General features: G+C 67.5%; 14 protein-coding genes. 10 read left to right on the forward strand and 4 right to left on the reverse strand.

What is annotated here, in order from left to right:
• Window positions 1–610: 610 nt before the first annotated feature.
• Window positions 611–2,128: a hypothetical protein gene (locus ACFFGN_RS34950; RefSeq protein WP_380057183.1), complete on the forward strand. Its 1,518-nt coding sequence runs from the start codon at window positions 611–613 to the stop codon at window positions 2,126–2,128.
• An 84-nt stretch (window positions 2,129–2,212) separates the two neighbouring features.
• On the opposite strand, the gene ACFFGN_RS34955 is transcribed toward ACFFGN_RS34950, so the two are convergent.
• Both ACFFGN_RS34955 and ACFFGN_RS34960 read right to left on the reverse strand, forming a co-directional pair.
• Window positions 2,213–3,418 carry a cytochrome P450 gene (locus tag ACFFGN_RS34955; RefSeq protein WP_380057186.1) on the reverse strand — a complete coding sequence of 402 codons (1,206 nt, stop codon included), beginning with the start codon at window positions 3,416–3,418 and terminating at the stop codon, window positions 2,213–2,215.
• Window positions 3,419–3,814: 396 nt separating this feature from the next.
• Window positions 3,815–8,464, reverse strand: coding sequence for a family 43 glycosylhydrolase (locus tag ACFFGN_RS34960; RefSeq protein ID WP_380057189.1), 4,650 nt, complete (start codon window positions 8,462–8,464; stop codon window positions 3,815–3,817).
• 188 nt (window positions 8,465–8,652) lie between these two features.
• On the opposite strand from ACFFGN_RS34960, the gene ACFFGN_RS34965 reads away from it, so the two are divergent.
• Complete coding sequence (locus tag ACFFGN_RS34965) at window positions 8,653–13,047, forward strand: alpha-L-arabinofuranosidase family protein (protein WP_380057192.1); 4,395 nt, start codon at window positions 8,653–8,655, stop codon at window positions 13,045–13,047.
• 13 nt (window positions 13,048–13,060) lie between these two features.
• On the opposite strand, the gene ACFFGN_RS34970 is transcribed toward ACFFGN_RS34965, so the two are convergent.
• Window positions 13,061–14,002 (reverse strand): GlxA family transcriptional regulator, encoded by a 942-nt coding sequence (locus ACFFGN_RS34970; protein WP_380057195.1) that lies wholly within the window; start codon window positions 14,000–14,002, stop codon window positions 13,061–13,063.
• Window positions 14,003–14,073: 71 nt separating this feature from the next.
• Between ACFFGN_RS34970 and ACFFGN_RS34975 the strand changes: the two genes are divergently transcribed.
• The 4 genes from ACFFGN_RS34975 to ACFFGN_RS34990 all read left to right on the forward strand — a co-directional run bounded on the left by ACFFGN_RS34975 (window position 14,074) and on the right by ACFFGN_RS34990 (window position 17,577).
• Window positions 14,074–14,199 carry a hypothetical protein gene (locus ACFFGN_RS34975; protein ID WP_380057198.1) on the forward strand — a complete coding sequence of 42 codons (126 nt, stop codon included), beginning with the start codon at window positions 14,074–14,076 and terminating at the stop codon, window positions 14,197–14,199.
• A gap of 212 nt (window positions 14,200–14,411) precedes the next feature.
• A complete protein-coding gene (locus ACFFGN_RS34980; protein WP_380057201.1) occupies window positions 14,412–15,185 on the forward strand; it encodes a response regulator transcription factor in 774 nt (257 codons plus the stop codon).
• Window positions 15,182–16,468 carry a sensor histidine kinase gene (locus ACFFGN_RS34985; RefSeq protein ID WP_380057204.1) on the forward strand — a complete coding sequence of 429 codons (1,287 nt, stop codon included), beginning with the start codon at window positions 15,182–15,184 and terminating at the stop codon, window positions 16,466–16,468. The genes ACFFGN_RS34980 and ACFFGN_RS34985 overlap by 4 nt, the downstream gene beginning before the upstream one ends.
• Window positions 16,469–16,587: 119 nt before the next feature.
• Window positions 16,588–17,577 carry an endonuclease/exonuclease/phosphatase family protein gene (locus tag ACFFGN_RS34990; RefSeq protein WP_380057207.1) on the forward strand — a complete coding sequence of 330 codons (990 nt, stop codon included), beginning with the start codon at window positions 16,588–16,590 and terminating at the stop codon, window positions 17,575–17,577.
• 52 nt (window positions 17,578–17,629) lie between these two features.
• On the opposite strand, the gene ACFFGN_RS34995 is transcribed toward ACFFGN_RS34990, so the two are convergent.
• A complete protein-coding gene (locus ACFFGN_RS34995) occupies window positions 17,630–18,841 on the reverse strand; it encodes an aldose epimerase family protein (protein WP_380057209.1) in 1,212 nt (403 codons plus the stop codon).
• 244 nt (window positions 18,842–19,085) lie between these two features.
• Between ACFFGN_RS34995 and ACFFGN_RS35000 the strand changes: the two genes are divergently transcribed.
• From ACFFGN_RS35000 to ACFFGN_RS35015, 4 genes are all read left to right on the forward strand, one after another.
• Window positions 19,086–19,223 (forward strand): hypothetical protein, encoded by a 138-nt coding sequence (locus ACFFGN_RS35000; protein WP_380057211.1) that lies wholly within the window; start codon window positions 19,086–19,088, stop codon window positions 19,221–19,223.
• Entirely contained in the window at window positions 19,220–19,522 is a 303-nt protein-coding gene (locus ACFFGN_RS35005) for a hypothetical protein (protein ID WP_380057214.1), read from the forward strand. The genes ACFFGN_RS35000 and ACFFGN_RS35005 overlap by 4 nt, the downstream gene beginning before the upstream one ends.
• 130 nt (window positions 19,523–19,652) lie before the next feature.
• Complete coding sequence (locus ACFFGN_RS35010; protein WP_380057216.1) at window positions 19,653–20,255, forward strand: cysteine hydrolase family protein; 603 nt, start codon at window positions 19,653–19,655, stop codon at window positions 20,253–20,255.
• Between the two features lie 10 nt (window positions 20,256–20,265).
• Window positions 20,266–21,168 carry a GlxA family transcriptional regulator gene (locus tag ACFFGN_RS35015; protein ID WP_380057219.1) on the forward strand — a complete coding sequence of 301 codons (903 nt, stop codon included), beginning with the start codon at window positions 20,266–20,268 and terminating at the stop codon, window positions 21,166–21,168.
• Window positions 21,169–21,209 lie beyond the last annotated feature (41 nt).

Here is a 21,209-nt window from a genome sequence, read left to right on the forward strand (position 1 = left end):
GCCGGGTTGCGTCGTAGCGCGACCTGCACCGGCGTCGTCGTACGGCCCGCGGCGGCGTCGTCGTACGGCGCGCGTGGCGTCGTCGTACGAGCTGGGTCGGGTTGCCGGATGGCCTGCACCTCGCGTCGTACGGGCTGCGCTGTGCGGCGTACCGGGTTGGGGTGGGACTTGTACGGCGGCGGGGAATTTGTGGAGAACTTTTTCGCGAGGTGGCTTGAAGTGTCGGGCGGGAGTTGTGGTGGAGCGGGGCGCATAGTGCGTCCGACCGTCGGGAAACGGGGGACGGGATGGGGGAGTAGTACTGGGGTGGGGTTTTGCGTACTGGGGTGGTTTGAGGTTGGGAAAGCGCGGAATGCTGGGCGGGGTGGCAGAGCTTGATCGAAGCGTTGCCGGATCAGCTCGATCGTGGGGTGGAATTACCGGTAGCCTCATCCAGCGACCTGGGGAGGCAGAGGTACAGATGTCCGGCACCACCTTGCGCGATAGCGCCGGTACCGATGAGATGACGACCGAACGAAACCGGGCCACCCGGACGCCCAGCGGAACTAATCCGCAGCCGGACAGCCCAAACCGGTCAGGAGAAGAAGTCTTGCAGGAGGAAAACAAACCGGTGGAACTGAAAGATGTTCCGCTCACCGGTGCGGACAAGGTCGCCTACGCCTTCTATGCGACCGCCGCGACGGCAGCGCTGGTGGGTCAGGTCTGGGCGGGTATCACCCATATTCCGTGGCCCGAAGAGGGCTTCCCGATGTGGGCCCGGATCGCGGTGGTCACCCCCGCTGTCGGCGTGATCGAGCTGGGTGGCGTCGCTACTGCCGCGCTCGCGGATCTGCGCCGCCGCAAGGGCGAGCAGGCCTACGCGTACCGGGCGATGTCGTTGTTCGCCGCGCTGGTCGCGCTGGTCTTCAACGTGGTCGGGCACTGGCGTCCGGAGGAGCGGTTCCTGGCCTTCGGCTTCGGCGGTCTGTCGGCGTTCGCGTATGTGCTCTGGCTGATCCACAGCTCGGCCCGCCGCCGGGACGCCCTGCGCAACGCGGGTCAGATGGCGAACACCGGCCCGGTGTACGGCGTGGTCCAGTGGTTGCGCGAGCCGAAGGTGACCTGGCTGGCCCGGTCGCTGGCGCTCGAGCACGGCTACGGGTTGTACGAGAGCCTGCGGCAGGCCCGCGAGCAGATGCGGAACACGGCCCGGCGGGTCGCGATCGCCGGCACTGTCGCGGAGTTCATCCGATCGGAGCAGCAGGACGAGCGGCTCGCGAAGATCGCCGAGACGACGTACGACCCGGACCGGCTGGCAGCGATGCTGGAGGAGCGGATCGACTACGAGGTTGTCACCAACAAGCTCACCAAGGCCATCGCGCCCGCGGCGGATGAGGAAGAGCCCGTCGAGAGCACGGACGTCGTGCGCGGCCGGTTGCTCCGCGTCCAGGTAACGGCCACCCCGAGCGGTTTGCGCCCGGACGGTACGCCATTGCGCGGTGCCGACGATCAGTGGCAGGCAACGGTCGAGGGTAACCTGCCCGCGGAGTACCTGCCGTATGACCGGCGCGAGACCCAGAGCATCGAGGCCGGTTCGGGCCAGGTGCAGGGTCAGTCCGCGCCGGGGGCCGAGGGTGGATCCACCGCGGCGCAGACGCCGGAGGCGCAGGCTGCCGCCGCGACGGTTCAGGCCGCGATGGCGATGGCTCAGCACCCGGTACAGCCCGTGCAGACGGTTCAGCCGGTACTGCCGGTACTGCCGGACATCGAGCCGATTATGCCGGTAGTAACTCCTGCTCCGGTTGCGACGCCTGCAACGCCTGAGCCGGCTTCGGCCGCTGCAACCTCGTCCGCAGCCGCTACTGCCGCTACTTCCGCTTCGGCTGCGAAGGCGAGCACCCCGGCGAAGCCCAAGCGTCGTACGGCGGCGGCCAAGAAGGCCGAAGCCGAGCAGCGCAGCAGTAGCAGCGGTGACGAGTTGCTGCTCGCCAAGAAGAAGGAGCGGGCCTGGAACCTCCTCGCCGACTGGCCGGAGGACCGGGAACGTACGCCGTCTCAGCTGGCTTCCGCGATCAACACCACCGAGGCGTTCGCCGCCTCGCTGATCCGGCAGTACGACGACGAGACGCTGGTAGCCACTCAGAACTGACGCAAGACCGTAGAAGCGGCGCTCCAACCTCACCTGGGTTGGAGCGCCGCTTGCGTTCTACAGGGCTCAAGCCGTCCTAGCGAGCTACCGCCCTAGGTTGACCGGCAGCTCGGCTAGGCCGCTTACAAGTACTCGGCGCCACTCGAGGTCGAGTGCGGGCTTGGCGAGGCTCATGTCCGGGAATCGCCGTAGTAGCGCCAGCAGCGACTCCTGCAGCTCGATCCGGGCCAGCTGCGCCCCGAGGCAGAAGTGCGGCCCGAACCCGAACGAGAGGTGCTTGTTTTCCTTGCGTGCCAAATCGATCGAGTCGGGATCGTCGAAGGCCCGGGGATCACGGTTGGCCGAGTTGAGCGCCGCCATCACGCCTTCGCCCGCGCGAATGGTGATGCCGTGCAACTCGACGTCCTCGGTTGCCACCCGCAACTGTCCGACCTCGCTGAAGCGGTTATACCGCAGCAACTCCTCGACCGCCGTCTCGACCAGCGAGTGGTCGGCAACCAGCTTGGCCCAGTTCTCCGGGTAGCGCAGCAGCGTCGCGACGCAACTCGAGATCTGGTTCGCGGAGGTCTCATGTCCGGCCACCAGCAAGTTGACGCCGAACGCGATCAGTTCTTCCTCGCTGAGCCGATCGCCTTGTTCGCGGGCCCGGACCAGCTCGTCCAGCAGATCCTCGGCCGGCCCGGACGAGTTCGCCACCTTCACCGCCACCAGCTTCGCGATGTACGCCGTGAGGTCGGTCATCGCCTGCTCGACCCGTTCGGCCTCGGCCATTCGCATGCTGTAGCCGAGTTCGGTCCATTCGCGGAACTGCTCGCGGTCCTCGTACGGCACACCCAGCAGGTGGCAGATCACCTGGATCGGCAAGGGCAACGCCATCAGCTGGCGGATATCCGCACCGTCCCCGGCGGCGGCGATGTCGTCGGCCAGGGAGGCGGCCAGTTCGGCAACCCACGGCCGGGTCCGCTCGATCCGCCGGTGCGCGAACGTTGACGAGACGAGCCGCCGCAACCGGGTGTGCTCAGGCGGATCGGTGGTGGTCAGGCTGTTCGGCATCGGCTTGGCCAGGGCCACCCGCGGCGCGCCCTGGCGAACCACCGCGGCCCGGGAGAACCGCGGATCCGCGAGCACCAGCCGTACGTCGTCGTACCGGGTGACCAGCCAGACCTCCGCGCCCGCGAGCGTACGAACCCGGGCGACCGGCCGGTTCTCGCGCAGTTCCTCGAAGGTAGGCGAGGGATCGAACTGGAAGGCGTCCGGAAAGGGAATGTCGAGAACCGGCTGCTCCGTCATGCCCCGACCCTAAGTTGTCGGCCCACCCTTCGCTCCCCGCCAGCGAGTCGCCCACCGACCGCCCACCGACCCGCCCACCGACCGCCCACCGACCGCCCACCGACCGTCTACCGACCGCAGGACACCACGGGCGTCGCACGCCCTTGAACCTGCGACGGTCGGACGCAAAATACCGCGTCCGACCGTCGGAAAATTTCTTACGGTCGGACCCGGCATTTCAGGTCCGACCGTGGCCGAGGGTTACCGACGGTCGGACGCGAAATACCGCGTCCGACCGTCGGAAGGTTTTTACGGGTGGCCCCGCATTCTGGGTCCGACCGTGGGAAAGGAGTACGCACGGTCGGACGTGGAATGTGGCGTCCGACCGTGCGCAGGGGGTGGGGTGGGAGGGAAGGGCTAGCGGCGGGTGATGAGGGTGGTGGGCGGGGAGGTGGCGGTGCCGGGGGTGGTGTGGGGGCGGGTGGCGGTTACGCGGAAGGATAGGCGGTGGTTCAGGTCGGCGGTTGTGAGGCGGTATTGCTTGGTTGTTGCGCCTGCCACGGGGGTGCCGTCGCGCAGCCATTGGTAGGTGAAGGTCAGACCCGTCTGGTTCCACGCACCAGGTGTTCCCGTCAGGGTGTAGCCGACAACCGTCTTGCCCTGGATCTTCGGCAGTCGTACGGCGACCGGTGCCGGGTCAAGCGCGACTGGTACGTCGATCGAGCCCGCGGTACCAATGTTGCCGGCGACGTCGATCGCCCGGAAGCCGACCGTATGGGCCTTCTCGTCCAGCCGAATCGGGGCAACGTAGGCCGTCCACGAGCCACCATCGAGCTGGTACTCGATCGAGGCCACGCCCGAATCCGCGTCGGTCGCCGTCAACGTGACGACCCGGTCTTGCCGCACCCCGCTGGCCACTGGCAGCACGTCGTCCACCTTGGCGACCAAACTCGCAATCGCGCTCCACTGCAGGTTGTTGCCCTGGGCCCGGTATTCGATGGTGCGAGTACCAGCGGCCAGAGCAACCGGCGCGCCGTACGTCGTCCACGCGCCGCCGTCGATCCGGTACTGCAAACGGGCCACGCCTTCGCCGCCGGTCAACGTGAGCGCGGCGTCAGCGCCGTACCAGCCATTGCCGCCGGCATCGGAGATGGACGCCTTCGGCAACGTACCGGTGTAGCTCAACGGATCGACGCTGCTCAACGTCGGTACGACCTTCTTGATCGTGCCGTCGGCATTGAAGTAGAGCCGGTCGATCGTGGTCTCGCGATGAGTCCCGTCACCGCCGGGCATGCCGAACCGGTGGTACGCGATGTACCAGTCGTCGGTGCCCGGCACCTGGATGATCGAGTGATGCCCGGTGGCGAGAATGCCCTGCGCCGGGTCCTTCTCGAGGATGAGTCCGCGATAGGTCCAAGGACCGTGGACGCTCGTCGCCGTCGCGTAGCCGACCCGGTAGTCGGGGGAGCCGGTGTCGTCGATCGAGTACGTCAGGTAGTACGTTCCGTCGCGGTGGTTCAGGAAACTGCCCTCGCGGAAGCCGGTCAAACCAGCGATCGGCTTGAGGGTTTCCGGCTTCAGGGACACCATGTCGTCGCCCAGTTCGGCGTACACCGGCGAACCGTTGCCCCAGAACAGGTAGTACTTCCCGGTCGCGGGATCCTGGTACGCCGCCGGGTCGATCGCCTGACCGGTGGTCACCGCTTCGTTGTTGAGGATCATCGCCGTCGGCCGCGCGGTGAAAGGCCCTTCCGGGCTGTCGGCCACCGCGACGCCGAGGGTCTTGCGGTTGTACGTCGGGTTGTGCCCGGAGAAGTAGAAGTAGTACTTGCCCTCGCGCTCGATGATCGTTGGCGCCCAGGCGTTACCCGTTGCCCAGGGCACGTTTCCGTTCGCGCCGTCGAGGGTGAGGAACGGTTCGGCCGAACGCGTCCAGTCCACCAGGTTCGTCGACTTCCAGACGTAGAAGTCCTTGCCGCCCCAACCGGGAAAGCCGTCGGTGGTCGCGTAGATGTAGTAGGTATCGCCGAACCGCGCGATGTTCGGATCGGCGTAGTAACCAGGCAAGACCGGCGATCGCATCGCGACGGCCTTCACGGTCCACTCGCGAGTGGTCCCGTCCTGCGCTGTCACGGTGAAGGTCTTCGGCGCCGACAGGTCGATCGGGCCCGTAACGGCCGGTGTGACCTTCGAGGTGGCCACCGTCCGCACAACCGGCTGAAGGGCCGTCAGGTCGGTACCGGGCTTGACCGGCAACGTGACGGTGGACGAGGCGCCGTCGATGATGGCCGGCACCTTCAAGCTGCCGAGCTCAACCTCGATGATGGCCAGCGGATCCGCGGCGAGCTCGCTCACCTCTGCGGCGGACAACGCCCGGTTGTACAGGCGGAAATCGCGAACCTTGCCCTTGAGGTACTTGTCCGAGGTGTAAACGGAACGGCCGATGTAGTTCGCCGTAGTCCGGCCGGTCCCGATATCACCCGGCGCGATCGTGACACCGGTCTTTTGGCCAACCTGTACCCCGTCGAGGTAGATCGTGGCCACGCCGTCCGGCGTCAACGTGTACGTGAGAGTCTTCCACGCGCCACGCGCGAGCGGCGTACCGGATGTTGCCGTCTGCTCGGTAGACCAGTTGCCCGAGGCAATCGACGTACGGTAGGCGTTGCCGGTGGTGAAGAGATAACCGTTGCCGATGTCCCCCACGGTGTTGCCCAGGCCCCAGATGAAGTACGGCGTTGCCTGGCCCGGGTCGATCCAGACGTCGGTCGACACCGTGATCGCCTCGAGGCCGGTCATCATGTTGTCGGGCAGTTCAACGTGGCCGTTCGTACCGCCGAGATTGAGAGCGCCGTCGGCCCAGGCGGCATCGCCGGACACCTTGCCGTCGTACCCGTGTCCGGTCAGGTCCGTCGCGATGGTGCCGCTGGTCTGGTCCAGTGAGTAGTGCGCCACCAGGCCGTTCTCGTCCGCTACCACTGGGTCGGGCAGAACGAGACCGGCGCGCAACCGGTCGAGTTCGGCCTGCGTGACGGGTAGTACGGTGCCGTGCCGCGGGCTGGCCGGCAGTGAGTACGACGGCGGCACCTTCCAGTTGGGCGCCTCGAGATCGTTCGTGCCCAGCGGGATATAGCCGCGGCCGCCGTACTCGTCGACGAACAGGTAGTAGTTGGAGCCGAAGGTGTCACCTGGGTTCGTCTTGAAGACGGTCGGGCCTTCGACGGCGGAGGTACCCGCGTCCCGCCCGATACACGAGTCCTGCATCGCCCACGCGGGCTTGCCGGGCAGATCGACCGCCGTCAGCGAAGTCGCCTTCTCCTGAATGATGTCCGAGCAGCCGGTACCGCCGCCGCCCTCGTCCTTCGTGAACCGGTAGTACGTGCCGCTCTCCTTGATCACCGTCGAGTCGATCCGGGATTCACCCCGGTCCTGCCAGATCCGCGGCTCGCTGAAGGTGGTGAAGTCACGCGTGGTCGCGTAGAGCATCCGGTTGTACGTCGAACCGGTGTGCCCGGGATCGTCGGCCGCGTAAAGCTTCGACGCCCAGAACACGACGTACGACTGGAGGTCCTCGTCCCAGTAGGCCTCCGGCGCCCAGGTGTTGCCGGCGGTCTCAGGGGAGACCAGCACGTGGCGCTGTTCGGACCAGGTGACGAGATCGGTGGACTCCCAGACCTCGAGGTACCGGCTGCCCTGGCGCTGGGCGGCATCCCAGTCGCCGTTGCGGCCGATGGACAGGTCGGTGGCGATCAGGAAGAACCGGTCACCTTCGGGAGAGCGGATCAGGAACGGGTCGCGTAGACCGAGTGTGCCCTTGGTCGATTCGATCGTCGGCTGGCCGTTGTTGAGCTCGTCCCAGACCAGTGCGTTGTTGCCCCGGCTCGCGGCGAAGTAGATCTTCTCGCCGGGGATCGAGTTGCCGGTGAAGTAGCTGAACGCATAGCCGGTGTACGGCGCGGCCGCCTTCAGCTCGCGCACGGTGAGGGCGATCTGGCGACTCGCGGTCGCGGTCCCGACGGTGGTGGTCGCGGTCAGGGTGACCTGTACGTCGCCGGCGCCATGGGCCGGACGGCGCACGATCCCGTCGGTCGAAACCACGGCCGGGGCCGAAGAGGCCCACGCGACCGTGGCGCCGTACTGGCCGCTCGTGGGCAAGGTGAGATTGCCGCGTACGTCGTCGGCGTGCACCACGGTGAGGGCCGCGGCGGCGCCGTCGGCCTTGCTCTGGTCGGACAGGGAGATCACCGAGACCTCACTCGCGCTGAGCGCGCGGTCGTAGATGCGGAAGTTCTTCAGCGAGCCCTTGAGCGTGCGGTCGCTCGCGTAGTTGGACTTGCCCAGCAGGTTGTTCGTGGTCACCCCGCTGCCGACCTGGCTCGGCAGTACGGATATCGCGGTGTTCTGGCCGACCTGGACGCCGTCCTCGTAGAGGGTGCCGGTGGTCCCGGTCTGGGTGTAGGTGACGGTCTTCCACACGCCGCGGGCGAGGTTGCCGGCCGGGGCCTTCGCGGTGACCTTCTCGCCGGACCAGTTCGTGGTGGTGATGCCGGCGCGGAATCCGTTGCCACTGGCAAACAGATAGCCGGTGCCGGTGGACGAGGACGCGGTGTTGCCGAGGCCCCAGATGAAAAATGGCGTGGCCTGGTCGGTGGCGATGAAGACGTCGGCGGAGACGGTGATCGACGACAGGCCGGTCAGCACGTTGTCCGGCAGCTTCACGTGGTCGTCGGTGCCGTCGAGGGTGAGGCCCGAACCGGTCCAAGTTCCGCCGCCGACGAGGGTGCCGTGCCGGCCCTGCCCGGACGTGTCGGTCACGCTCGCGCCGGCGGCCTGGGTCAGGTCATACCGCAACACCAGCCCCGCGGTGACATCAGCCGCCGCCGCCCCAGCAGCAGGCGCCGCTCCCGAAGCCGAAGCCGAAGCCGCTCCCGAAGCCGCGGGGGACAAGGATGCGGAAGGCGCGGCGGCTGCGGTGGTCGAGGCGAACAGTGGTGCCACGAGCAGGGCGAGGACACTGCCCGCGACGGCGCAGCGAGCGGCTCGTGGACGAGAGCGCGTGCTGATTTGCATAGGGGCCTCACTGGTTGTTAGCGCTAACAGTTCCGGCAGTCTGGTCACGGTGACCGCGCCTCGTCAAGGCCTGGTGACCTGTTCCGGCCGGGAGGTGGGCGTTTGTGCCGAGGTCTTGACGGGCCGATTGTTAGCGCTAACAATTCCAGCCACCGTCCGCACCTCACCCGCCTTTCGAAGAGGTTCTCATGGCATTGGCCCGTTCCGTCCGTCCGCCGCGAGCCCGGCTCATCGGCCTGGCGACCGCTCTCGCCCTACTCGCCGCATTGACTCCCACCGCCGCCCAAGGCACCCCATCCGCAAGCCCTGCCAGCGGTAAAACCACCAGCGCCAAGACGGCCGCCGGTGCGAAGACGGTCGCGGCCGTGACCTGGTCCGACGATTTCGCCGGTACGGCGCTGGATTCGCGCTGGCAGGTGGTCAACGCCGAGCCGGGCAAACTCGCGGTCAGCGACGGTGCCCTCCGGATCGAGGGGCAGCCAGGCGACACCTACCAAGGCGTGAACAGCGCGAAGAACCTGGTGATGCTCGACCTGCCGGCCGGCGACTTCACCGCCACCGCCACCCTGGCCGCACCCGTCGCGAAGGTGTACCAAGGCGCCGGCCTGATCGCGTGGAAGGACGTCGACAACTACGTGCGATCCGGCCTGACCTTCGTCGGCGGCCTATCGCCGTCGGGTGTCGCGATCGAAACCGACCTCGAAACCGGGGGAGCGTTCAGCGCGGTCAAGTTCACCGACCGCCCGGGCTCTACCGGCGAGACGCTCCGCATGCAGCGCGTCGGCAACACCATCACCACCAGCGTGTACGACGCGAGCACCAGCAGCTGGATCCCGGCCGGGTCCACGGCTGTCTCGTTCGACACAGTCCAGGTGGGTCTGTACGCCCTCGCGGCACAGGACGGCACCGTACTTCCCGCCGCGTTCGACTCGTTCACCATCGAACACGACGAGGGCGCGGACGTCGTACCGGCCGGCACCTTCGTACTCCAGGCAGCGGGAGCGACGCCGTACCTGGTGGTCAAGGGGGATGCGCTCGCGCTGACCGCCGAGCAGCCCACCGCGAGCCTTCGGTTGACCGCGACATCCCTGGGAGATGGCGCGGTTGGCATCGGTACCGAATCCGGTCCGGTGGTCCTGCGGAACGGCGCTCTAGTGGTGGGCGCTCAGGGCGACGTGCCCACGCCGTTGCGGCTCACCGACGCGGGCGGTGGCAGGCTCGTGCTGCGGGCCGCGGCCGACGATGCTGCGTACCTGACGGTTGGTACCGGCGGCGCGCTCGTGGTCGGTGCCGAGGCCAACGCGGCGCGGTTCGTGCTGTCGGAGGTGGACAACAGTGTTGCCACCCTCGACATCGACGGTGACGGCAAGGGCGCGTCGATCAGCGACACGATGTTCGGCATCTTCTACGAGGACATCAACTACGCGGCCGATGGCGGGCTCTACGCGGAGCTGGTGCGTAACCGGTCGTTCGAGTTCACCACGGCCGACAATGGTTCGTTCACCCCGATGACCGCGTGGCAGGTGCTCGACCGCAGTGGCCAGGGCACCACCGGTGCGGTCGTGAACGATGAGACCCGCCTGAACGCGACCAACCGCAACCACCTGCGCCTAACCGCCGCGGCCAGTGGTGACGGCGTTCGGAACCAGGGCTACAACAACGGTTTCGCGGTCAAGAACGGCGCGACGTACGACGGCTATCTCTGGGCCCGCAGCACCACGGCCCAGACGCTGACCGTGCGGGTCGAGAACGCCGCCGGTACCGCGGTGATGGCCACCGCGAGTGTGGCGATCGACGGCTCGGACAACTGGAAGAAGTACCCGTTCACGCTCATTTCCGGGCAGACGAGTGACGCCGGGCGCCTGGTGGTTCTGGCCGGCGCGGCGTCGGTGATCGGGCTCGACATGATCTCGGTGATGCCGCACGACACCTGGATCGGCCCGGTCAACGGCCGTTCGGTACTGCGCAAGGACCTCGCGGAGAAGGTCGCCGCGATGAAGCCGACGTTCCTGCGGTTCCCGGGTGGTTGCGTCACGAACGTCGGCACGTTCAAGAGCTACGAGGAGAGCGGGTTCACCGACCGCCGGCGCACGTACCAGTGGAAGGAAACGATCGGCCCGGTTGAGGAACGGCCGACCAACTGGAACTTCTGGGGCTACAACCAGTCGTACGGCATCGGCTATCTGGAGTACTTCAAGCTGGCCGAGGACCTGAAGGCCGAGCCATTGCCCGTGCTGTCGGTGGGCGCCAACGGTTGTGGTTCGAACATCCCCGAGATGCACGACCCGGCGATGATTCAGCGCTGGGTCGACGACACGGTCGACCTGATCGAGTTCGCGAACGGTGGCACCGATACCGAGTGGGGCGCGAAGCGGGCGGCGCTGGGACATCCCGAGCCGTTCGGCCTGGACATGATCGGCCTGGGCAACGAGGAGAACACCACCACGTTCGAGGCGAACTTCCCGCAGTTCCGGGACGCGATCAAGGCGAAGTACCCCGCGATCAAGATCATCTCGAACTCGGGACCGGACGACGAGGGCGCGCGGTTCGACGCGCTCTGGGAGTTCAACCGGGCGCAGAAGGTGGACCTGGTCGACGAGCACTACTACAACGACCCAGGCTGGTTCCTGGCCAACAACCACCGCTACGACAGCTACGACCGCGCGGGCCCTAAGGTCTTCCTGGGCGAATACGCCTCGCGGGGCAACAGCCACGGCAACGCGCTTGCCGAGGCGTCGTACATGACGGGTTTGCAGCGAAACGCCGACGTGGTCCAACTGGCGTCGTACGCGCCGCTGCTGTCGAACGAATCCCACGTGCAGTGGAGCCCGGACGCGATCTGGTTCGACAACGACGAGTCGTGGGAAACGCCGAGCTGGCACGTACAGAAGATGTTCGGCAACAACGTCGGCGACGAGGTGGTGCCGAGCACGTTCGACGGCGCGGTCAACCAGCCGGCCGACATTCGCGGTGGGGTCTTTCTCTCCACCTGGTCGACCTCGGCCGCGTACGACAACGTGAAGGTGACGTCGAACGCGACCGGTGAGACGTTGTTCTCCGACCAGTTCGCGGACGGCTCGCAGTGGTCGCCACAAACGGGCAACTGGGCCGCCGACGCCGGGCGTTACGTCCAGTCGTCGACCACGGTGAACGACGCCCGCAGCCTCATCACCGGCGCCTACGCGAAGAACTGGACCAACTACACGCTGGAACTCGACGCCACCAAGCTCGCCGGCAACGAAGGCTTCCTCGTCGGCTTCGGGGCCAAGGGCGCGAACGACTACTACTGGTGGAACCTCGGCGGCTGGAACAACACCCGCTCGACACTCCAGCGCGCCAACGGCGGCAACGCCGATGTGGTGAAAGCCCTTGAAGGCAAGAGCATTGCGACCGGCCAGACCTACCGGGTGAAGGTCGTTGTCGAGGGCCACAAGATCTCGCTGTACCTCGATGGCGTGTTGCAGATGACGTACGACGAGGTGGCCTCGAGCGAGAAGCTGTTCCAGGTCGTCACCCGGGACGAGGCCACCGGCGATATCGTCGCCAAGGTGGTGAACACCGCGACCGGGCCGGTGCGCACGCGGATCGAGATCGCGGACGCCGAGATCGAGCCGACCGGCACCGTGATCCAGTTGGCCGGTTCGCCTTCCGCGACCAACACCAAGGCCAATCCGAACGCCGTCGCGCCCGTGCAACGGCAACTCACCGGGTTGTCGAACTCCTTCGACTACGAGTTCCCCGGCTCGTCCGTCACCTTCCTGCGGATGCACACCCGCGACGGCGTGGCTCCGGTCGTGTCCGAGGTGTCGGTGTCCGGCACCGAGGCCGGAGGCTGGTACGCCGATCCCGCGACGGTTCACGTCGAGGCCACGGACAACCGGGCGGTGCACCACCTCGAGGTGTCCATCGATGGCGGCGCGTGGATCAGCAAGCCCGGCGCGGCAGCGGATGTCGTGGTGTCCGGCGACGGCGAACACAGCGTCTCGGTACGAGCGGTGGACGCCGCTGGCAACGTCGGGGACATCCGCCCGATCGTGGTCGGCATCGACGCCACCCCGCCGGTGACGAAGGCGGCCCTGGACGCTCAGGCGCGGACGGTCGCGTTGACCTCGGTCGATTCGGGTGCCGGCGTCGCGCGAACCGAGTACCGGATCGGCGCGGGCGTGTGGACGGCGTACGGCGGACCGGTGGTGGTCGGTGATGCCGCCACGACGGTGGCCTACCGGTCGATCGACAAGCTCGGCAATACCGAAGTAGCCGGGCAGCTCCAGGTGCCGGCCAAGTTGCGGTCGTCGGCCGTGACGGTCACACCCGTCGCGACCGTGGTTCAGCTCGGTTCGACCGCACAGTTCCTGGTTCGCGTGACCGGCCAGGGCGGAACCCCGGCCGGGGCGGTCACCGTGCTCCAGGGCGATCGGGAGTTGGCGAAGGCCACCTTGGTTTACGGGCAAGCCGTGCTCAAGGTGCCAAGCCGCGCTCTCGGAGTCGGTAAGCACACGCTGGTCGTGTCGTACCCGGGCAACGCGACGTACGCCGGATCGACCATGCAGGTCCAGCTGACGGTGGTACGCGGCAAGCCGTGATCCTGCCCACCGCCTACCGGGCGAAGGTCCTCCGGTAGGCGGTGGGGCTGGTTCCCAGCGTCTTGGCGAAGTGCTGCCGGAGAACCACCGAAGTACCGAATCCGCAGGCGGTAGCCACCTGCTCGATACCCAGATCGGTTGCCTCCAGCAACTCCTGGGCGCGGTGGACCCGCAGCCGGATCAACCACCGCAAAGGCGTTTCGCCGGTCTGTGCACGGAACTGGCGGCTCAGAGTGCGCGTACTCATCGAGGCCTGGGCGGCGATCTTTGCCAACGTCAACGGTTCTGTGAGGTGTTCCTGCATCCAATGCATCACCGGCTGCAACGAGTGGCCCTCGGCAACGATTGGACTGGTGAGGTACTGCGCTTGGCCCCCACCGCGATGTGGTGGCATTACCATCCGCCGGGCCACGAGCGCCGCGACGGCCGAACCATGATCGCGCCGGACCATGTGCAAACAGAGGTCAAGTCCGGCGGTCACTCCGGCCGAGGTCAGCACGTCACCTTCGTCGACGTACAACTCGTCGTGTGTGACGTCGACCGCGGGGAAGCGCTTGGCCAACCGGACGGCGTGGGCCCAGTGCGTGGTCGCCCGCCGCCCGTCGAGCAACCCGGCCGCTCCTAGCACGAAGGCCCCGGTACAGATCGAGGCGATCCGCGCGCCGCCTTCGTGGGCCCGCCGAACGATCTCGACGGCGTCGGCCGGTTCGATCGAAGAAGCCGTCACGACGACGGTATCCGCTGAGAGTGCGTCCTCCATCGCGTACGGAAGCTCCGCGCGCAGGATCTCGCGACCACCCGCCGTGACGGCCGAACCACCCGAGCGCCCGCAGACCAGTACGTCGTACAGGCGCTTGCCGGTCACCGGATCCGCCGCCAGCGCGAACACATGCGCCGCCGACGTCAACTCCAGGCCCACGGCCCCCTCGACGGCCAGAATCGCAATCCGATGCATGGCTCGAATCTATCGGACGTCCACGATCAAGCCACTGTCACTTCCGGTGTGCGCCGGGCAGGCTCGTACGCATGAGGATCGACGTGTTGATGTTCGACGGCGTGGCCGAGGTCGACGCCCAAGCGACGTACGCCGTCTTCGCCACGGCCAAGACCCGCCTCGGCCTGCCGCTCGACCCCCGCCTGGTAACCGCCTAACCGCCGACACCACCTCCCTCCGCACCTGGATCCCCCAAACCCGCCTTCTTTAGGAGTCTGCTGGACGTTTTTGGGGTCTGGAAATATCCGGGGGACTCCTAAAGAAGGGTTAGGGAGTCCGGGGCTGATACGTGGCTGAGATGTGGTTGAGGGGTGGTGGCGGCTGGGGGTGGATAGCGTCGGGGGAACTGACGGCGTGGGGATGGGAAAAGATGTCCACTGGTGTACCGATTGCCACGATCCTGCTGGTTGAGGATGACGAGGTGATCCGGAAGACGGTCGCGATGGCGCTCGAGCGGTACGGGTATGCCGTCACGGTCGCGGAAGACGGGCTGACCGGGCTGGAGCTGACGCGGGAGCGGGCGTTCGACCTGTTGTTGCTGGACGTGATGTTGCCGGGGCTGGACGGGATTTCGCTGACCCGGCGGGTTCGGGAGACCAGTCTTGGGCCGATTCTGATGATGTCGGCGCGCGGGGATTCGCTGGATGTGGTGCAGGGGCTGGAGGCCGGCGCCGACGACTACGTGGTGAAGCCGGTCGATACGCCGGTGTTGCTGGCACGGATCCGCTCGCTGTTGCGCCGTACCGTCTTCCGCCCCGACGAAGCCGCCCACTCCGCCACAGCCGGCCACTCCGAGGCGACCACCCGCCCGGACCAGGCGGGCAGCGCCGGCGAGGCAGGCGGGGGTACCCAGGGGCCGGGGTTCCTGGTGTTCGGGGACTTGTCGATCGATACCGAGGGACTGGTGGTTCGGTTGGCGGGGGAGCGGGTGGCGCTGGCGCCGACGGAGTTGCGGTTGTTGCTGGAGTTCGCGGCGCATCCTGGCATCGTGCTGAGCCGGGAGACGCTGTTGCGCAATGTCTGGGATTACGGCTGGGACGGCGACACCCGGGTAGTCGACCTGTGCGTGCAGCGGCTGCGCAAGAAGATCGGCGCCGAGCGGGTCGAGACCGTGCGCGGTTTCGGCTACAAACTGCTCAGGTGACGACTCTGAACTGGCGTTCGTTGCGCTGGAAGATTGCGGCGCTGGTCGCCTTCGCCTGTTGCTCGGTGGCGCTCGCGATCAGCCTGATGGTGCACCAGGCCACCGAAACGCGGGCGCGGATCGCCGGGGCGGACAGCGCCCGGAGTGAACTGGACTCGGCGATCACCCAGCACGAGGCCGGACAAAAGGTCCCGGGTCTCCGGATCGGGGAAGACGGCCCACCGCCGGAGTTGCTCGACCGCATGCGGGCGTCGGACCACCCGGAGACCTGGTACGACGGAAAGCCCAAGGCCCCGTCGATGTGGGCCGGGGAGATTCGCGACGGCACGGTGTACTCCGTGAAGACGGACATGACCCGCGGCATGTTGCTGGTATCCGGCCTCGACCTGGACCTGTTCAAGTACTCGGTCATCTCGCTCGCCATCCTGGTGCCGCTCGCGGCGCTGGCGGCCGAATTGCCGAACCGCCGGTTGCGGCGTGGCGCCGGGGTGGCCCGGCGGATCGCGGCGGGGGATCTCGAAGCGCGTACCGGCGCGACCGGTCGCGGGGACGAGATCGACCAGCTGTGCGCGACGCTCGACCAGATGGCGGACAGCCTGCGCGATCGGCTGGTGAGCGAGCAGCGGTTCACGGCGGATGTCGCGCACGAGTTGCGTACGCCGTTGATGGGGTTGATGACCTCCGCCGAGTTGTTGCCGGACAGCGAGGCGACGGACCTGGTACGCGGCCGGGTCCAGGTGCTGCGTGGTCTGGTCGAGGACCTGCTGGAGATCTCGCGGCTGGACGGAGGCGCCGAACGGGCCGATCTGCGCCGGGTGCCGCTGGCCGAGATGGTGGCCGACGTGGTGAACCGCACCGGCCTCGAAGCAACCCTCACCACCAGCGAAGGCGCCACGCTCGCGGCCGAAGGCGCCACGCTCGCCGCCGAAGGCGCGATGCTCGGCGGCGGCGCGACGGTTGAGACGGATCCGCGCCGCCTCGAGCGGATCATCACGAACCTGGTCATCAACGCCCACCGCCACGGCCGGGCGCCGGTCGAGATCGACGTCACCGGCGCCACCATCGTCGTACGCGATCACGGCGACGGTTTCCCCGCCGAGCTGGTATCGAACGGCCCGCAACGGTTCCGGACCGGCGTCGCCGAGCGAGGACGCGGGCATGGGCTCGGACTCACCATCGCGACGGGGCAGGCGGCGGTGATCGGGGCGCAGCTGGAGTTCGCCAACGCGCCCGATGGCGGAGCGGTCGCGACGCTTCGGCTGCCTGCGGCCCAATCGAGCTGATACCCAATCGATGGCCGGCCAAGTGCTGACGGCGGGCCAGGACGGACACGCTGGAGATCCGGGCCGCGCAGGCTGATCGGGTACCGATCAGACCTGCGAGACCGAAGGAGTGAGGCGCCATGGCGACGCTCATCGAAAGCCCGCGCCCGACCCGTGCTGTCCCCCGGCAAGCTGCGGCGCCGAAACACCAACGGCGGCGCCGCAGCCGGCTGGTGATCGCATTCGGGATCCTCTCCGCCGCGGCGATCCTGCTGCACGAGTCGATCCCGAACCGCCCGGGCAATCTCGGCAGTCTGACCGAGACCTTGCTTCCGTGGTCCGCCCTGGTGATCCCGGTCCTACTGGTCTTCGCGATCTCCCGGCGGTCGGTCGCGATCCTGCTGGTCATGTTGCTGCCGTTGTCCGCGTGGTTGCTGGTGTTCGGCGGATCCCTTGCAGACAAGGGAAAACCCGGCGTCGCCGATCTGACCGTGGTGAGTCACAACGTCAGCGCGGTGAACCCGAACCACGCCGGTACGGCGAAAGCGCTCGCTGCCACCGGCGCGGATGTCATCGCGCTGGAGGAGCTCAGCCGCAAGGCGATCCGCGTGTACGAACGCCTGCTGGGTACGACGTACAAGCATCACGTGGTCGAGGGCACGGTCGGCGTGTGGAGCAAGTACCCGCTGCGCGACAGCCGGGCCATCGACATCTACGAGCCGCAACGGGCCTTGCGTACCACGGTCGAGACCTCGCACGGGCCGGTCGCGATCTTCGTCGCGCACCTGTCGTCCGTACGGGTCAAGCCGGACACGGGTTTCATGACGAATCGCCGCAACTACGCGGGGCGGTTGCTCGGCGAGGCCATTCGCACGGATCCGGTCGAGCGCACGATCCTGGCCGGAGATTTCAACGGTACGACGCTCGACCGGGCGTTGGAGCCGGTGACTGGTGGCATGCGTTCGGTCCAGGACGAGGCTGGTCACGGCTTCGGATTCACCTGGCCCGCGATGTTGCCGATGGCCCGGATCGACAACCTCCTGGTCCGGAACCTCCGCCCCCTCGACGCCTGGACCCTGCCCGCCACCGGCAGCGACCACCTCCCGGTCGCCACCACCCTCGACCTCTGAAACACCAGGGCGCGCCGTACTCCGGGAGGGAGTACGGCACGACGTGTGCGGGTCAGATCGTGCCGAAGGTGAAGGTGGTGGTGGAGCGGTAGGTCTGGCCCGGGCGGAGCACGGTGGATGGGAAGTTCGGGTGGTTCGGTGAGTCCGGGAAGTGCTGCGTCTCCAGGCAGAACGCGTCGCCCTGGCGGTACGACTTGCCGCCGATGCCCTGGAACGAGCCGTCCAGGAAGTTGCCGGTGTAGAACTGCACCCCGGGCTCGGTGGTGTGGACCGTGACGGAACGCCCGCTGTCCGGTTCCCAGGCCCGGGCGGCGAGCCGGAAGCCGTCGGATCCGGCCCTGTCCAGGACGAAGTTGTGGTCGTAGCCGCGGCCGATCACCAGCTGCGGGTGGTCGTCGCGAATGCGCGCGCCGATCGCGGTCGGCCTGCGGAAGTCGAACGGCGTACCGCCGACGGGTGCGATCTGGCCGGTTGGAATCAGCGTGGCGTCAACCGGCGTGTACGCGGGCGCGTTCAGCTGCAGGATGTGGTCGTCGATCGAGCCCGTGCCCTCGCCACCGAGATTGAAGTAGACGTGGTTGGTCAGATTCACCACGGTGGCCTTGTCGGTGACCGCGTGGTACTCGACGCGCAGGCGGTTCGCCTTGTCCAGCGTGTACGTCACGGTGCTGGTCAGCTTGCCCGGATAGCCCATCTCGCCGTCGGGGCTGACGTAGCTGAAGGCCACGCCGATGGCCGAGCCGGTGCGTACCGCCTTGGCCTTCCACACCTTCTTGTCGAAGCCGATCGTGCCGCCGTGCAGGCTGTTCGCACCGTTGTTGATCGGCAGCTGGTAAGTCTTGCCGTCGAGGGTGAACCGGCCGTTGGCGATCCGGTTGCCGTACCGGCCGACGGTCGCGCCGAAGTACGGGCTGAGGTTCGCGTAGTCCTCGAGGTTGTCGAACCCGAGGCTGATGTTCTCCTTCTTGCCCCGCCGATCCGGCGTCTCGATCCGCTGCAGAGTGGCACCCCAGGTCAGCATCGAGATGGTGACCCGGCCGTTGGTGAAGGTGTAGACGTCGACCTGTTCCCCGGCCGGCGTCCGGCCGAAGATCTCCTTGCGGATCTCGAACCGGCCGTGGTCCCAACCGGCGGCATCGGCCGGACTCGCGGCACCGGCTGGACTGGCGGTCGCGGTCTCGTGCAGGACCCCGGCGGCAGCGGCGCCGAGGCCGATCGTCCCGGCGGTACGCAGCACCTGGCGGCGGGGCAGATTGTCTGACATGACTTCCCCTCACATTCGTTCTACGGGCGGTTTCGCCGGTGCCGGCACGCCGAACGGAAGCGTTTCCAACTCCGACCCCGGCACTCTAACCACGCGGACGAACTGTTTGGAATAGTTGGCGACCGCGCCGCCGGAGAGGTGATTGCCGACGGTGCGGAGAAGGCATGGGGTAGCGTCACCGGTTGGTTCTGGCGACGACGGCAGGCGGCAGCCGGTAGGTTCTTCGAGTGGATGGTGATCGATCATGACGAACACGACGAGCGGCGGAGTTCTCGCCGGGAAGCAGAGCCTGCTGATCGAGTTCGCGACCGGTGTCAGCTCACTTCTCGCGAGGAAGTCCGCCGACCCGTCCTCCCGCGTGCTGGCTGAGGCGATGGCATGAGCCGTGGTTCCATGAACGACCCGGTCGCCAGCCCGGCCATGGTCGAGATGGTGAAGCGCATGACCGGACTCTGGGCGGTTCTCACCACCATCCTGTTCGGGGGCGCGGCCATTCAGATCTTCGCCTGGTGGGACGCGCAGGCCAACGACCTGGCCGGTGGCCCTCGCGGTGGCTACAGCTCGGACGCCATGTTCCCCTGGTTCTTCGTTGTACCTGCCGTGCTGGCCGGACTGTGGACCACGTACCGAGGCGTCGCCTCGGCCCGGCTGTACGGGCGCCTCAAGCGCCAGTTGGACTGAGCCCCTCGACCGTCCCGGCCCGTCGAGAAGCGCGGGTGCAGGACGGCGGTTGCGAGGGTGACCAGATCCGTCCGGTCCCAGGCGTGATGGTGCCTACTGCCGGAACGATCTGGGCGCGAGGATGGTGGTCATGACCACCGCTTTGATCGTCATCGACGTCCAGGACTCCTTCCTTCAGCGCCCGAACTGGGCCAGCACGAACCGGCCCGATATCGTCGACCGCGTCGCGCGGCTGGTCGCGGCCACCCGGCGCCGTGGCGAGCAGGTGGTGTGGGTCCTGCACTGCGAGCCAGGCACCGGCAATGTCTTCGATCCCGCCAGTGGCTTCGTGCGTTTGATGGCCGGTCTGGAGCCTGCCGAGGGCGAACCTGTGCTGCACAAGACGGCCCACAACGCCTTTACTACAACGAATCTGCAGCAGTATCTGACCCAGCAAGGCATCAACGAACTCGTCGTCTGCGGGATCCGGACCGAGCAGTGCTGTGAGACCACCACGCGGTTCGCCTCGGATCTCGGCTACGAGGTTGTTTTCGTCACCGAGGCCACCGCGACCACCCCGCTGCCGCACTGGGAGGCTCCCGCCGGCCGCAGTCACGCCGAGGAGCTGGCCGATCCGAGGACGCTCTCTCCCGAGGTGATCACCGAGCGCACGGAGTACGCCCTGGCCGGCCGTTTCGCCACCATTCGGACGCTGGACGAGATGACGAACGACCTGCGTGAAGCCGTGGCATGATGACCGGATCATGACCCGAGTCGTCTTCGTTCTGGCGCCGAAACTCCACCTGCTGGACCTGGCCGGCCCGGCGCAGGTGTTCGCCACCGGCCGGGACTTCGGCCTTGGATACGAACTGACGTACCTCGCGGAGACCCCCGAGGTTCCGACAGCCCAAGGCGTACCGGTTGTTGCCTCGACCGAATGGCCCGAGCTGTCACGCGATGACCTGGTCGTCGTACCGGGGTGGCGCTCGCCCAAGCTCTCAGCGGAGGCGCCGTTCGGCGAGGCCTTCGCGAACCGGCTGCGGGCGCACCACGCGGCCGGTGGTTCGGTGGCGAGTGTGTGCTCGGGCGCGGACGCGCTCGGGCGGTGCGGTTTGCTCGACGGGCGGAGGTATACGACCCACCACGACCTGACCGACGAACTGGCCGCTCGGTATCCGAAGGCAACGATCGTGCGCGATGTGCTCTACGTCGAGGACGATCGGGTGATCACCTCGGCCGGGATCGCGAGCGGGATCGATCTCGCGTTGCACCTGGTCGCGGTTTCGCACGGCGCCGAGGCCGCGGCCAAGGTGGCGCGGGAGATGGTCGTTTATGCCCGGCGCAACGGCGATGAGCAGCAGGCCAGTGCGATGTTGCGGCATCGCGGTCATTTGTGCGATCTGGCTCATCGGGTGCAGGACGTGATCGACCGCAGGTACGCGGATCGCCTGTTGCTGTCCGACCTCGCCACGATCGCGGGTGTGAGCGAACGGACCTTGACCCGCATTTTCACCGCCGCGACGGGTCTCACGCCGTTGCGGTACCAGCAGCTGCTCCGGCTGGAACGCGCCGAGCACCTGATCGGTCACGGCGACACGGTGGAGGCGGCGGCCCGGGCGGTCGGTTTCGAGGACGCCCGCATGCTCCGCCGCCTCCGCGCCCGCTGAGGCTTTGAGGCGGCTTGAGGTGGTTCCCCCGTTGCGAGGGA

Source organism: Kribbella deserti (genome assembly GCF_042434725.1).
Lineage (GTDB): Bacteria > Actinomycetota > Actinomycetes > Propionibacteriales > Kribbellaceae > Kribbella > Kribbella deserti.